At 66.8% G+C, this 13,621-nt stretch carries 14 protein-coding genes; 8 read left to right on the top strand and 6 right to left on the bottom strand.

The features are described 5' to 3' along the window. Window positions 1-30 precede the first annotated feature (30 nt). Window positions 31-1,170: an LPS export ABC transporter permease LptG gene (lptG, locus tag AAFN88_RS12395; protein ID WP_347520623.1), complete on the bottom strand. Its 1,140-nt coding sequence runs from the start codon at window positions 1,168-1,170 to the stop codon at window positions 31-33. After that, the gene (lptF, locus tag AAFN88_RS12400) at window positions 1,167-2,288 is read right to left on the bottom strand and encodes an LPS export ABC transporter permease LptF (protein WP_347520624.1); all 1,122 of its coding nucleotides are present in this window, start codon (window positions 2,286-2,288) and stop codon (window positions 1,167-1,169) included. Before lptF ends, lptG begins: the two co-directional genes overlap by 4 nt. Window positions 2,289-2,531: 243 nt before the next feature. Between lptF and AAFN88_RS12405 the strand changes: the two genes are divergently transcribed. Together AAFN88_RS12405 and AAFN88_RS12410 are read left to right on the top strand one after the other, a co-directional pair. Beyond that, window positions 2,532-4,034 (top strand): leucyl aminopeptidase, encoded by a 1,503-nt coding sequence (locus tag AAFN88_RS12405; protein ID WP_347520625.1) that lies wholly within the window; start codon window positions 2,532-2,534, stop codon window positions 4,032-4,034. Between the two features lie 71 nt (window positions 4,035-4,105). Then, the gene (locus AAFN88_RS12410) at window positions 4,106-4,555 is read left to right on the top strand and encodes a DNA polymerase III subunit chi (protein ID WP_347520626.1); all 450 of its coding nucleotides are present in this window, start codon (window positions 4,106-4,108) and stop codon (window positions 4,553-4,555) included. Window positions 4,556-4,558: 3 nt separating this feature from the next. Here the strand turns inward: AAFN88_RS12410 and AAFN88_RS12415 are convergent, their stop codons facing one another. Continuing rightward, on the bottom strand, window positions 4,559-6,442 hold the full coding sequence (locus AAFN88_RS12415) for an ABC-F family ATP-binding cassette domain-containing protein (protein ID WP_347520628.1): 1,884 nt from the start codon (window positions 6,440-6,442) through the stop codon (window positions 4,559-4,561). A gap of 247 nt (window positions 6,443-6,689) precedes the next feature. On the opposite strand from AAFN88_RS12415, the gene ndk reads away from it, so the two are divergent. The 3 genes from ndk to AAFN88_RS12430 all read left to right on the top strand — a co-directional run bounded on the left by ndk (window position 6,690) and on the right by AAFN88_RS12430 (window position 8,352). After that, window positions 6,690-7,112 carry a nucleoside-diphosphate kinase gene (ndk, locus tag AAFN88_RS12420; RefSeq protein WP_347520629.1) on the top strand — a complete coding sequence of 141 codons (423 nt, stop codon included), beginning with the start codon at window positions 6,690-6,692 and terminating at the stop codon, window positions 7,110-7,112. Between the two features lie 182 nt (window positions 7,113-7,294). Beyond that, window positions 7,295-7,759, top strand: a complete 465-nt coding sequence (locus AAFN88_RS12425; protein WP_347520630.1) for a PRC-barrel domain-containing protein — start codon at window positions 7,295-7,297, stop codon at window positions 7,757-7,759. Between the two features lie 110 nt (window positions 7,760-7,869). Beyond that, complete coding sequence (locus AAFN88_RS12430; RefSeq protein ID WP_347520631.1) at window positions 7,870-8,352, top strand: hypothetical protein; 483 nt, start codon at window positions 7,870-7,872, stop codon at window positions 8,350-8,352. 38 nt (window positions 8,353-8,390) lie between these two features. On the opposite strand, the gene AAFN88_RS12435 is transcribed toward AAFN88_RS12430, so the two are convergent. The 3 genes from AAFN88_RS12435 to purM form a co-directional block, all read right to left on the bottom strand. Next, window positions 8,391-8,513 (bottom strand): aa3-type cytochrome c oxidase subunit IV, encoded by a 123-nt coding sequence (locus tag AAFN88_RS12435; protein ID WP_347520632.1) that lies wholly within the window; start codon window positions 8,511-8,513, stop codon window positions 8,391-8,393. Window positions 8,514-8,674: 161 nt separating this feature from the next. Next, complete coding sequence (purN, locus tag AAFN88_RS12440) at window positions 8,675-9,322, bottom strand: phosphoribosylglycinamide formyltransferase (protein ID WP_347520633.1); 648 nt, start codon at window positions 9,320-9,322, stop codon at window positions 8,675-8,677. Window positions 9,323-9,332: 10 nt separating this feature from the next. After that, window positions 9,333-10,403 (bottom strand): phosphoribosylformylglycinamidine cyclo-ligase, encoded by a 1,071-nt coding sequence (gene purM / locus AAFN88_RS12445; RefSeq protein ID WP_347520634.1) that lies wholly within the window; start codon window positions 10,401-10,403, stop codon window positions 9,333-9,335. A gap of 119 nt (window positions 10,404-10,522) precedes the next feature. Between purM and AAFN88_RS12450 the strand changes: the two genes are divergently transcribed. From AAFN88_RS12450 to AAFN88_RS12460, 3 genes are read left to right on the top strand one after another with little or no spacing between them, the layout of a single operon-like run. Continuing rightward, entirely contained in the window at window positions 10,523-11,740 is a 1,218-nt protein-coding gene (locus AAFN88_RS12450) for a DUF2066 domain-containing protein (RefSeq protein ID WP_347520635.1), read from the top strand. After that, a complete protein-coding gene (locus tag AAFN88_RS12455; protein WP_347520636.1) occupies window positions 11,737-12,897 on the top strand; it encodes an AI-2E family transporter in 1,161 nt (386 codons plus the stop codon). Before AAFN88_RS12450 ends, AAFN88_RS12455 begins: the two co-directional genes overlap by 4 nt. Further along, a complete protein-coding gene (locus AAFN88_RS12460) occupies window positions 12,894-13,619 on the top strand; it encodes a DnaA/Hda family protein (protein WP_347520637.1) in 726 nt (241 codons plus the stop codon). Before AAFN88_RS12455 ends, AAFN88_RS12460 begins: the two co-directional genes overlap by 4 nt. Window positions 13,620-13,621: the final 2 nt, after the last annotated feature.

A 13,621-nucleotide genomic window follows, 5' to 3' on the forward strand; every position in this document is an offset into this window, starting at 1 on the left:
CGCCCCGATCCCCCCCGTATCATTATTTGGCTATCCGTCCTCCAGGTGAAGCAACATCGCCACGCCAAGCATCAACGACACACCGGCCGGAGTCCAGGCTGCGAGCACGACCGGGATAGTACCTGAAAGACCGATCGCAAACACGAAATTGGAGAGGAAATATAAAAGAAAGCCGGTCAGCATGCCCGCCAGAATCACCAAGCCCACCCGTCCCCGGCGTTGCGGGCGCAGCGAAAAGGTGGCCGCGAGCAGGACCATGGCGGCGAAGAGCATCGGCAGGGCCAGCAGCCGGTGGAACTGCAGACGGTGGGGGATGGCCGAGAATCCCGCGGCCTGCATGAGCTCAATGAAGTCCGGCAGCTCCCAGAAGGCGATGGTTTCCGGGGGCGCGAAGCTCTCCTGGATCTTGTCCACGGTCAGGTCCGTGGGCAGTTCCATCTGCTCGTGGAATTCCGAGGCCATGCCCGGCCGCGACAGCCAGGCGTCGAAGAGAAGCCAGCGATTCGCCTGCAGCTGGGCTTCGCGGGCGTCGATCCGGTCGACGAATCGGTCCTCGTCGGCATAACGGAAGACCATGACCTGCTGCAGCGAGACCGATCCAGGCTTCACCCGCGCGGCATGGATGACCGATTGTCCATTCTCGTCGGCCTGGCGCAGCCACAATCCGGTCTTGGAGACCGCCAGCATGCTCGTCTGGTTGTGGATATAGCTGGCCTCCAGGTGTTCGTAGCGGCTCAGCAGAATCGAAGCCAGGGGGTTGAAAGCCGTCATCGTCAGGGCGCCGATGACGACAGAGCTGCCCAGCACCGGCAGGAGGAACTGCCACACGGAGATACCGGCGGCGCGCGCTACCACCAATTCGTTGGAGCGTGTCAAGCGCCAGAAGGTGGTCATGGCGGCGAAGAGCAGGGTGAAGGGCATAACCTCCTGGCTGAGGTACGGCAGCTTCAGGAGCGCCATCTGCAGAGTGACGCTGAGAGAGACATCCTTGGTCGCCAGGCGGTCGAGCAGGTCGACGATGGTGGCCAGGAAGATGATCGCGACGATGGCCAGGAAGAAGCTGCCGAACCAGAAGAGATATTGGCGGGCGATGTATTTCGTCAGTGTCGGCGACAGGCGCAGCCGGCGCATGGCCGGCAGAATCCCGCTGTTGATGGAGGTGCCGATCATGTCGGCGCCTCGCTGAGATCCTGGGTTGCGGCGCGCCGGTGCGGCCGGCGCAGCAACACATAGAGACTGAGGCCCGCCGAGATCAGCACGGCGGCATACATGGCCGGGACGGCCGCGGCGCTCCGGGTTGCCAGGTCGTGCAGGGCCAGGGAGACGCCCTCCAGCACCGCTACGCAGGCGATCGCCGCCAGGACGCGCTTGGCCTGGCCGCGGCGGTTGAATTCGCCTGCCAGCAGGGCCGCCATGCCGATCAGCACGAAGACCAGGGTATAGAGCGGGCTGACCAGCCGCTGATGCCCCTCGGCGATCAGTTCCTGGTGGTAGCGCTGGTCGCGCCGGTCGTCGCTGGGGAAGAGCAGTTCGTTCAGGAAGCGTTCTTTCGGCTCCCGCCAGCGCGACTGCGCAGCTTCCCCGAACTCGCTCAACTCGACCGTATAGCGGTCGAAGTACAGCAGCGAGAAGCGGCCGCTCTCCGGCGCCACCTCCTGGCGGTTGCCGTTCTCCATCACGACCCGCGGGCCGTCTTCGCTGGCCACCAGCGCACCGCGCTCGGCCATCATCGTCACCGGCTTAGCGGGGTCGCGGCTGTCGTGTACCAGAATACCCCGCAGCTCGCCGTCGGCGGAGCGCTGGCGGACGTAGACCGTGATCTCGTCGGTGAGTGCGGTGAACACGCCTTCCTGTAGCAGGACTGTTGAGAAATCACTGCGGAAAGCGTTCTGTAAGTCTTTGAAATTACGAAATGATACCGGCAGGAAATAGAGCGAGATCGAATAGACCGCGAGGGTCACCAGGACCCCCAGGAGGATGGCCGGTCGGGCCAACTGGAGCTGCGACAGCCCGGCGGCGCGCATGACCACCATTTCGCTGTCCATGGCCAGCTTGTGATAGATGAACAGTGCCGCGACGAAGGCGGCCACCGGCAGCACGACCCCCAGGAAAGACGGCAGCAGCAGGCCGACGAAGGTGAGGAAGGTGGAAGCCGGCAGCCCGCGATTGACGATATAGTCGATCAAACGCAGCGACTGCGTCAGCCAGATGGCGAAGGTCAGGGCCAGGGTGACGAAGATGGTCGCCGTCACCAACTGCCCGAGAATGTAGCGTGTTATCCAGGGCATCGGGCCCAATCGCTGCGGTGCGGGAATAGGGAAGAAATAGCGCGCCGCCGCGACCCCAGTCCAGTCAAAATCCCGGTCTGCGGCGGGTGGGCCCGCCGCCGGCGGAGATGCGAAAGGCCCCTTGAACTTGCCCGCTGGCACTGACAGGCTGTTCGGCCTTATCTTTGTCCACCCAGAGTCATTCCATGGCTGGCCCGCCGTTTCCGGCGCCGCGCCGGCCGCGTTCTTTCCGTGAGGGGATTGATGAATATTTCCTTTGCTTCGCCGAGCGTTCCGTCGTCCGGCGCCCTGGTTGTCGGTGTCCTGGAGGGTGGCAAGCTCACCCCCACGGCCGCGAGCCTGAACAGTGAAACCGACGGCGCGCTGGAGCGTGCCATCGCCGCCAGCAGTTTCTCCGGCAAGAAAGGGGAACTGTTGGAAGTCGTAGCCCCCGCCAACCTGACCAACAGCCGGATCCTGATGGTCGGCTTGGGCGCTCCCGCCAAGCTGAGCGAAAAGGATCTTCAAGACCTCGGCGGCTCCGCGGCAGCGCACCTGCTGCGCAGCGGCGAGGGCACGGCGGCGTTTTGCGTGGACAAGCTGCGTGGTGGTAAAAGCGCGCCGATCCGCGCCGCCAACTATGCTTACGGCGCGCTGCTGCGCAGCTATCGCTTCGATAAGTACAAGACCAAAGAGGCGGCGGACAAGAAGCCCAAGCTGAAAGACATCAAGGTCATGGTCGAGGACGCGGCCGCGGCCAGGCGCCAGTATCAGAAGCTCGAGCATATCGCAGCGGGTGTCTTCACCACCCGAGACCTGGTCAGCGAGCCGGCCAACGTCATCTTCCCCAAGTCGCTGGTGGCCGAAGCCAAGAAGCTCAGCAAGCTGGGCGTGAAGGTGCAGGCCTTGGGCCAGAAGGAGATGGAGAAGCACGGCATGGGCGCGCTGCTCGGCGTCGCCCAGGGCTCGGCCCACGAGCCGCAGCTGCTGATCATGGTCTGGCAGGGCCTGCCCGCCAATGCCAAGGACAAGGCGCCGCTGGCCTTCGTCGGCAAGGGTGTGACCTTCGACACCGGCGGCATCTCGCTGAAGCCTGCGGCGGGCATGGAAGACATGAAATGGGACATGGGCGGCGCCGGCACCGTGGTCGGCCTGATGCACGCCCTGGCCGCGCGCAAGGCCAAGGTCAACGCCGTCGGCATCTGCGGCCTGGTCGAGAACATGCCTTCGGGCACCGCCCAGCGGCCCGGCGATATCGTGACTTCCATGTCCGGTCAGACCATCGAGGTGCTGAACACCGACGCCGAAGGGCGCCTGGTCCTGGCCGATGCCCTCTGGTACACGCAGGAGAAGTTCAAGCCGAAGCTGGTTGTCGATCTGGCGACCCTGACCGGGGCCATCATCATCTCGCTGGGCAACGAGCATGCCGGCCTGTTCAGCAACGACGACAAGCTGTCGAACCAGCTCACCGCTGCCGGCAAGAGCGTCGGCGAGCCGCTGTGGCGTCTGCCCATGGGCCCGGAATACGACAAGCAGATCGATTGCGACGCGGCCGACATGAAGAACATCGGCGGTGGCCGGGCCGGCGGCTCGATCACCGCCGCCCAGTTCCTGCAGCGCTTCATCAAGGACGGAACGCCCTGGGCGCACTTGGACATCGCCGGCATGGCCTGGTCGACCAAGGAGAAGGCGACGGTGCCGAAGGGCGGTACCGGCTTCGGCGTGCGCCTGCTGGACACCTTCGTGGCCGACAACTTCGAAAAGTAGCGTGAGAGGCGGCGGGCCGGGAGTCCGGCCCGCCGCCCCCGGCGCGATCTCCAAGCGGTGATGCCCGATCCATGACTGGCGTGCGATTCTATCACATGACCCGGACCACGCTGGAGCAGGCCCTGCCGCAGATGCTGGAGAAGACCTTGGAGCGGGACCAGCGGGCGGTAGTGAAGGCCGGCTCAGAAGCGCGCGTCGAGGCGCTCTCCGCCCGCCTGTGGACCTACCATGACCGGGCCTTCCTGCCGCACGGAACGGCCAAGGACGGCCGGGCCGCGCGCCAGCCCGTCTGGCTGACGGTGGAGGACGAGGCGCCGAACGGGGCGGAAGTCCTGTTCCTGACCGACGGTGCGTCTTCGGAGAGGATCGCCGACTATGCCTTGTGCGTTCTGCTGTTCGACGGCGGCGACGAGGAAGCCCTGACCCAGGCCCGCGGCCAGTGGAAGATCCTGAAGGATGCGGGCCACGACGTTACCTACTGGCAGCAGGACGAGAGCGGGCGCTGGAGCCAGAAGGCCTGAAGCTCAGGCCTCCTCCAGGGCGGCCTGCAACTCCAGCCAACGGTCCTCGGCCTTCGCGATCGCCTGCTTGATCTGACCGAATTTGATCTGCAGTTCTTGCAGCCTGGCCGTCGGACCTTCGTAGATTTCGGGATCGGCGAGCTTGCTTTCCAGGTCGGCCTTCTGCCGGTTCAGCTTCTCCAGCCCGGCCTCGGCCTGTCTGGCCGCCTTGCGCAGGTCGGCCACGGCGGCGCGCGCCTCGGCGGCGGCGCGGCGCTTGTCCTTCTTGGAGACGACCTCGTCGCGCTGGGGCTTGTCGTCGCGCTGGCGCGAACGTTCCTGGCGGCGCTGCTCCAGCAGCAGCTTGCGGTAGTCGTCCATGTCGCCGTCGAAAGAAGCGACAGCACCGCCGGCGACCAGCCAGAGGCGGTCGGCGGTCAGTTCGATCAGGTGGGTATCGTGGCTGACCAGGATCACCGCGCCCTCGAAGGCGCTGAGGGCCTGGATCAGGGCCTGGCGCGAGTCGACGTCCAGATGGTTGGTCGGCTCGTCGAGGATCAGCACGTGGGGCGCGTCGCGGCTCATCAGGGCGAAAAGCAGGCGCGCCTTCTCGCCGCCGGAGAGCTTGCCGACCTGAACCTCGGCGCGGTCCACGCCGAAGCCGAAGCGGCCGAGTTGGGCGCGCAGCTTGGTCTCGGTCTCCAGCGGCATGAGTCGCTGCATGTGGGCCAGCGGCGTCGCCTGAAGGTCCAGTTCCTCGGCCTGGTCCTGGGCGAAGTAGCCGATCTTCAGCTTGCCCGAGCGGGTCATGCGCCCCTCCATGCACTTCAGCCGCCCGGCAAAGAGCTTGGAAAGGGTCGACTTGCCGTTGCCGTTGGCGCCCAGGAGGGCGACCCGGTCATCCATGTCGAGACGCAGGTTGAGGCGCGACAGGATCGGCTTGCCGGTCTCGTAGCCCACCGACGCGTTCTCCAGCGTCAGGATCGGCGGCGAGAGGTGGGAAGGGGAGGGAAAGTCGAAGGTGACGGTGCGGTCCTCCATCACCGCGGCGATGGGCTCCATGCGCGCCAGGGCCTTGAGGCGCGACTGCGCCTGGCGGGCCTTGGAGGCCTTGTAGCGGAAACGGTCGACGAAGGCCTGGATGTGCCGGCGCTGGGCCTGCTGCTTGGCCTGCAGGGCGGCCTGGTGCTCCAAGTGCTCGCGGCGCAGGCGCTCGAAGCGATCATAGTTGCCGGTGTAGGCGGTCAGCTTGCGCTGTTCCAGGTGGATGATGCGGTTCACCGCCCGGTTCAGCAGACCGCGGTCGTGGGAGACCAGCAGCAGCGTGCCAGGGTAGCTTTTGAGATAGCCCTCTAGCCAGAGGGCGGCTTCCAGGTCCAGGTGGTTGGTCGGCTCGTCGAGCAGCAGCAGGTCCGGGGCCCGGAACAGCAGGGCGGCGAGGGCGACGCGCATCCGCCAGCCGCCGGAGAACTCGGCGCAGGGGCGCTGCTGGGCCGCCTCATCGAAGCCCAGGCCGGCCAGGATGCGGGCGGCGCGGGCAGGCGCGGAATCGGCGCCGATGGTGGCCAGGCGCTCGTGCAACTCGGCGATGCGGTGCGGGTCGCTGGCGTGCTCGGCCTCGGCCAGCAGGGCGCTGCGCTCGGTATCGGCGGCCAGCACGGTGTCGATCAGGCTGGTCTGGCCGGAAGGGGCTTCCTGGGCCACCTTGCCGACCCGGGTCAGGCGGGGGTAGGTGATGCTGCCCTGGTCCGCGTGCAGTTCGCCGGAGATCAGCTTCAGCAGGGTGGTCTTGCCGGAGCCGTTGCGGCCGACCAGGCCCACCCGCTCGCCCTTGTTGACGGCGACGGTGGCGTGGTCGAACAGGGGGGCGCCCTGAACTCGGTAGACGAGATCGTTAATGTGCAGCATGGGCCCCGTTCAGCTCCGGCCTCAGGTGGCGGCGGGCGGGTTGATAGCACAGCGGGCCGGCGGGCGAAAGTCGCGGCGGGGCCGGCCCCGCGCGGGCGTTGCCCTGGCCCGGCAAAGGGTCTATAAGCCCGGCGCGGAACGCTAAAATGGGCGGAAGAGCCGGACTTTCCAGGTGGGAGCCGGCGGGGACCGCCCGCGAACGAGCAATCTACCCGGTAACGAGCAATCTAGAGGAGAGCCGGAGTCCATGGCCACCCAACGTACCTTTTCGATCATCAAGCCGGACGCGACCAAGCGCAACATCACGGGCAAGATCATCGACCGCCTCGAGGAAGCCGGCCTGCGCGTCGTCGCCAGCAAGCGCATCCACATGACCCGCGAGCAGGCCGAGGGCTTCTACGCGGTGCACAAGGAGCGGCCCTTCTTCAACGACCTCTGCAGCTTCATGACCTCCGGCCCCGTCGTGGTCCAGGTGCTGGAAGGTGAAGACGCCATCGCCAAGAACCGCGAAGTCATGGGCGCCACCAACCCGGCGGATGCCGCGCCGGGCACCATTCGCGCCGATTTCGCCGAGTCCATCGAGACCAACTCCGTGCACGGCTCCGACGGCCCCGACACGGCGGCCGAGGAGATCAAGTTCTTCTTCGGCGACGACGAAATCGTCGGCTGAGGACGGCAGGAAATGCGCTCCGCAGCGGGGCGCGGCTTGCGGAAGAGCGGGGCCTTGGGCCCCGCTTTTTTTGTGCCCTCGCGCCCCTGAGGAACAAATGGCTGCCAACGGGTGTCTATGTTGGCAAAGGCGGTGGGTGCATCCGTCTTTCGAGCAATCGAAACAACGAAGGAGCACGAGCTATGCGAACCCCGAAGATCCTCGCTGTCGCAGCCGTCGCGGTTCTGGCCGCTGCCCCGGTGGCCGTCGCCCAGCAGGCAAAGCCGTACTTCCTCACCGAACAGAAACCCGGCGAGAAGCTCTCCGACAGCTATATCGGCGCCTCCGTCGTCGCCCGCTCGCCAGAGGGGTTGGAAAGCGTCGGCAAGGTGACCGACCTGCTGCTCGGCGATAACTACAAGATCGTTGGCGTGGTGGTCGACATTGGCGGCTTCCTGGGTGTGGGCGCCAAGTCTGTCGGCCTTTCCTGGACCGTGCTGAGTGAGCAGCAGTCCGAGGGCGGATTGCTGCTGCTGACCGAGTTGACGCGGGCGGAACTGGAGGCCGCCCCGACGTTCAAGACCGCCGCTCAGAAGCAGCTTGAGCAAAGCCGCCAGAAGATGGAGGAGAGCTCTCCGACGGAGAAGATGGAGCAGCCGGCCCAGTAGCGGCCAAGGGCTGCACAGAGACCCTACACATTGCGGGACCTCCCCCGGCCCCGACCTGCGGATGAGGTATCCAGACACTGGTTGTGGAAACCGGCGATCAAGGGGCTGTGATGAGACACACAAAAATCCTCTTGTCTGCGGTCTTCTGCGCCGCCGGGGCCCTGGGCGCCCTCGGCCAGGACAAGTCGGCGGACGACACGACCAAGCTGGCCGAGGAGCTCATCGACTGCGGGGGCCTGGACGACGAGGCCAAGCGGCTGGCCTGCTACGACGGTGTGGCCGCGCCGCTGGTCGGGTTGGAGAGAGCCTCCAGGAGCAGCGATGCGCCGTCGGCGCTTCACAAGTTCACGGGCAAGGACAACTGGGACTCGGATATCCTGGACGTCGGCGGGCCGTGGCGCCTGGTCTGGCAGAGCCAGGGCAGTCTGCTGACCGTGGAACTGTATACGCCCCAAGGCGAGCTGGTTGACGTCGTCGGCAACCAGATCGGCGAGGGCGGTGGGCGCTCGCAGGTGCTCGGGCCCGGCAGCTATCGCCTAGCCGTGCGCGGGCTGGGCGGCTGGCGCCTGCAGGTCGTCGGCGAAGGGAAATAAGGGAAAGACCGGGCCGCCTCCGGCAGCCGGCAAAACCGCTACAGCAGGAAGAGCGCCATCAGGGCCAGGGTCAAGATCACCAAGCCCGTGGAGATCGTGATGAAGCGCACGAAGCCCTTCCAGTTCTGCTGATGCTCGCGAAGCAATTGATCGTCTGACATATCTGAAAGCCCTGCTCGTTACGTGCCAACTGCGACCGCCCCGAAACCATAGCGGCATATGGGCGGGGCGCGCGATATGATCGCTTGCCGTTTCTTCTAGCCTGAGACGCAGCGGCGGGCAAGCCCCGGAGCCCGCCAGAGGCCCGGCGGCGCCGGCTCGATCAATCCTCGAGCGGCGGGCTGAAGAGGCGCTCCGAAGGGTCAAAATCCGCGGAAATTGCGACCCTGCCGTCCCGGCAACGCACCTTGCCCTCGGCCACCAGCCGCAGGCAGGCGGGATAGAGCCGGTGCTCGGCCGTCAGCACCCGGGCGGCCAGGCCGGCCGGGTCATCGCCCGGCAGCACCGGCACCGCGGCCTGGCCGATGATCGGACCGCCGTCGACCTCCTCGTTCACGTAGTGCACGCTGCACCCGTGCAGCCGCACTCCGGCCTCCAGGGCCCGGGCGTGGGTGTCGAGGCCGGGAAAGAGCGGCAGCAGGGAGGGGTGGATATTGATCATGCGGCCCTGCCAGTGGCGCACGAAGCCGGCGCTGACTACCCGCATGAAGCCGGCCAGACAGAGCAGGTCGACCCCCGCCGCCTCCAGTGCTTTCGTCACCTCGGCCTCGAAGGCCTCGCGGCCGTTGAAGTCCTTGTGGTCGATGGTCTCCGCGGCGACGCCCGCCGCGCGCGCATGGTCGAGGCCGCCGGCCCCGGGGCGGTTGGAGATCACCGTGACGATCTGCGCGGGGAAATCCGGTGTGGCGCAAGCATCCAGCAGCGATTTCAGGTTGCTGCCACGCCCGGAGATGAGGACGCCGACTTTCATGTTCCTGTCCTCATTGGGGCCAGGTTGCCTCCAAACCCCGAATGGTGACCTGGCCGCTCTCGCCGTGGTGGGCGGTGATGTGGCCGATGGCGAAGACCGTCTCGCCGGCGGCCTCGAAGGCGGTGCGCACGGCCTCGGCCTGCCCGGGGGAGACCACCACGGCCATGCCGACACCGCAGTTGAAGGTGCGCACCATCTCCTGCGGGGCGATGCCGCCGAACTCGGCCAGCCAGCGGAAAACCTCCGGCACCGGCCAGGTGACGCCGTCCAGGACGACCCCCAGGCCCTCGGGAATGACCCGCGGAAGGTTCTCCAGGAAGCCGCCGCCGGTGATGTGGGCGAGGGCCTTGACGCCCCGCTGGCCGTCCTCGACCGTCTCCAGCGCCGCCAGGCAGCTCCTCACGTAGATGCGGGTCGGGGTCAGCAGGGCCTCGCCGAGGGTTTTCTCCGGCGCGAAGGGGGCCGGTTGGGCATAATCCAGCCCCAGGGTCTCGACCACCCGGCGGACCAGGGAGAAGCCGTTGGAGTGCAGGCCGGATGAGGCGAGGCCCAGGACCACGTCGCCGGCCGTCACATCGGCCCCGGTCAGCACCCGGTCGCGCTCTACCGCGCCGACGGCGAAGCCGGCCAAGTCGTAGTCGCCCGCGGCATAGAGCCCCGGCATCTCGGCGGTCTCGCCGCCGATCAGGGCGCAGCCGGCCTGACGGCAGCCCTCGGCAATGCCCTCGACGACGGCGGTCCCGGCGGCCACCTTGAGCTGCCCGGTTGCGTAGTAATCCAGGAAGAAGAGGGGCTCGGCGCCCTGCACGACCAGATCGTTCACGCACATGGCGACCAGATCGATTCCCACGCTGTCGTGGCGGTCGGCCGCAATGGCGATCTTCAGCTTGGTGCCGACGCCGTCGTTGGCGGCCACCAGCAGCGGATCGCGGTAGCCGGCCGCTTTCAGGTCGAAGAAGCCCCCAAAACCGCCAAGGCCGGCGTCCGCGCCGCTGCGGGCGGTCGAGCGGGCCAGCGGCTTGATCGCCTCCACCAGTGCGTTACCGGCATCGATGTCGACACCCGCATCCTTGTAACTCAACTGGTTGTCACGCGAATTCCGGCTTGTTATGGCGTCCTCCGGTCACATGAGGTATTTAAGGTATGAGGCTTTTCGGCCCGCTTTGCCGGGCGAAGATAGAGAATCCGGGACGGTTTGCAATGTGGTTTCGCCGGCTGAGCGCGCTTCGAATGCTGGCCCTGGCCCTTGTTGCCTGTGGAGGCCTGTTTCTGGCTCCGGCAGTTCTGGTGCTGCTGGGCGCGGACACTGCCCACGCCCAGGGCGCCAGCGATATCTTTACGGTGCGCCGGGTGCCGGTGGACGAGACCGCCGGAACGGCCGCCGAGGCCCGCCAAGTGGCCCTCGCGGTGGGTCAGCGCCGGGCCTTCCGCCGGCTGCTGCGGCGCCTGGTCCCCGAGGACCAGCTGGACCTGGTGCCTGAGCCCGAGTCCAGCCTGCTGCAGTACTATGTGCTCGATTTTTCGGTGGCCAACGAGCGGGCCTCGGCAGTGCGCTACCTGGCCGATCTGACTTTCCGCTTCAACGGCGAAGAGGTCCGCAAGCTGTTGCGCAACAACAACGTCGGCTTCGCCGAGACGCGCAGCAAGCCCGTGGTGGTGCTGCCGGTTTTCGAAGGGGGCGGGGCCGCTGCGACGTTGTGGCAGTATCCCAATCCCTGGCGCGACGTCTGGGCGTCGCGTCCCGGAGATGACGGGCTGGTGCCCCTGGCGGTGCCGCTGGGTGACATCGGCGATGTCGCGGCCATTGACGCGGCGCGCGCGCTGGGGGGCGATTCGGACGCCTTGCGTGAGATCGCGGCCCTGTATGGCGCCGAAGACGTGCTGGTGTCCGAGGCCAAGCTGAGCGGCGACCCGGCGGCGGGCTCGGCGGCGTTGACTGTGGTGACCACCCGGTTCCGCGACGGAGACCGGATCGGCACTCTGCGTGACAAGCTGGTGCAAGTGTCAGGTGAACCTTACGACGGCTTCCTAGCGCGGGCGGCGAACCGCATTGACGGTTCCGTCCAGGAGAGCTGGAAGCAGCAGAACCTGCTGCAGTTCGGCAGCGAGCGCTCGATCGTGGTTTACGTGCCGCTCGACGGCCTCGATGACTGGTTGAACGTGCGCCGCCGCCTGCACGGCGTCGCTGCGATCCAGCAGACCGGCGTCAATTCCCTGACCCGCTATGAAGCGCAGTTGGAGATCACTTTCTTCGGCGACGAGCAACGGCTGAGCCGTGCCCTGGAGCAACGTGATCTCTTTCTGGCTCTGCGTCCGGACAGCAACTGGGAAATGATGCTGTCGGAGAAGCGCAACAGGCTGCCGCCCGAGCCTGCCCTCGACGGGCAGAGCATCTTCACAACGCCCGCGCCGCAATGAGCGATCAGGAACCGCAGGGGCGGGAGACGCCTGCGCAGGAAGGGCAGGGGCGCCTCCTGGCGCATGCGCCGACCGCCAGCCAGATACGCTTCTGGCTGGTTCTGCTGATCATCACCCTGATTTGCGTCTACCTGCTGCGCAGCGTATTGCTGCCCTTTGTGGCAGGCATGGTGGTCGCTTATCTGCTGGACCCGATCTGTGACCGCATGGAGAGGTGGAAGCTGTCGCGCACTTGGGCGACCGCCATCGTCACCGTCTGTTTCGTCTTGATCTGCATTCTGGTGCTGCTGCTGGTGATTCCTGCGGTGATCGGCCAGATCGCGACGCTGATCGAAAGGGCGCCCGACTATCTGGCCGCCATCCAGCGGGAGGTCGCGGTCCTGGTCGAGATGTTGCGCGACCGCTTGGACGCCGGCACCGAAGAGAAGATCAAATCGGTGCTGGGCGGCTCGGCCGACAAGATATTTACCTGGGTGACGGAGGTTCTGGGCGGCATCATTTCCGGCGGCGTTGCCTTCTTCAACTTCGTGGCCCTGCTGGTCATCACTCCGGTGGTGACCTTCTATCTGCTGCGCGACTGGGACCGGATGGTCGCCAAGGCCGACGACTGGCTGCCCCGCAAGCATCAGGAGACGATCCGCCGCCTGGCACAGGAGGTGGACGAAACCCTGGCGGGCTTCCTGCGCGGCCAGGGCATGGTCTGCCTGTCGCTGGCCGTCTTCTATGCGATCGGCCTGACGCTGGCCGGGCTCGACTTCGGCCTGGTGGTGGGGCTTATCGCAGGCTTCCTGTCGTTCATCCCCTACGTCGGCTCCCTGGTCGGGCTGGTGCTTTCTGTCGGGCTCGCTCTGGCGCAGTTCGACAGTTTTCTTTCGGTCGGTATCGTCGCCGTCGTTTTCTTCGTCGGCCAGGCCATCGAAGGCAATGTGCTGACCCCCAAGCTGGTTGGCGAAAAGGTCGGGCTGCATCCGGTCTGGGTGATGTTCGCGTTGCTGGCCGGCGGCGCCCTCTTCGGCTTCGTCGGCGTGCTGCTGGCGGTGCCCGTCGCGGCCATCGTCGGCGTGGGGGTCCGCTTCGCCCTTTCCCAGTATCGCCTCAGCGCCTACTACACCGGCCATGAAGGCACGCGGAGCGACGGGCAGGACGCCACACCTTGACCCCGCCGGCGCAGCTCCCCCTGGACCTGGGCCATCGTCCGGCCCTGGCGCGCGAAGACTTCCTGGTCGCGCCGAGCAACGAGGTGGCCGTCGCCTGGATCGACCGCTGGCCGGACTGGCCGGCCAACGCCTTGGCCCTCTTCGGTCCGGCGGGCAGCGGCAAGACGCATCTCTGCCAAGTCTGGCGCCAAGCCTCCGGCGCCATCCAGATCGACGCCGATATGCTGCGCAGTGACGAGCCGCCGGCCTATCTGGGCGATCCCGAGGGCGGCGTGCGGGCCTGCGTGGTGGAAGATGCCGCAGGCTGTCTGAGCGCGGAACCGGAGGTCGCGCGCCGCCTGCTGCACCTTTACAACATGATGCTGGAGCGGCGCGGCTTTTTGCTGCTGTCGGACCGTGAGGCGCCGGCGCGCTGGGATTGCCCCCTGGCCGACCTGCGGTCCCGGCTGTCGGGGATGCAGGCCGCCGCCCTGGGGGAGCCGGACGATGCCTTGATCGAGGCGGTGCTGGTGAAACTCTTCGCCGACCGCCAGCTCCCGGTCAACGCGGAGGTGGTGCGCTTCGTGAGCGCGCGCATCGAGCGCTCTTTCGCGGCTGCGCGGCGCGTCGTTGCGGCCATCGACCGGATGGCGTTGGCCAAGCGGCGCCAGATCACCGTGCCTTTGGCGCGCGCGGTGCTGCAGGACATGGATGCTTCTCAGGAAACGGAAGACAGGACTTAAGG

It is taken from the genome of Pelagibius sp. CAU 1746, from assembly GCF_039839785.1.
Lineage (GTDB): Bacteria > Pseudomonadota > Alphaproteobacteria > Kiloniellales > Kiloniellaceae > Pelagibius.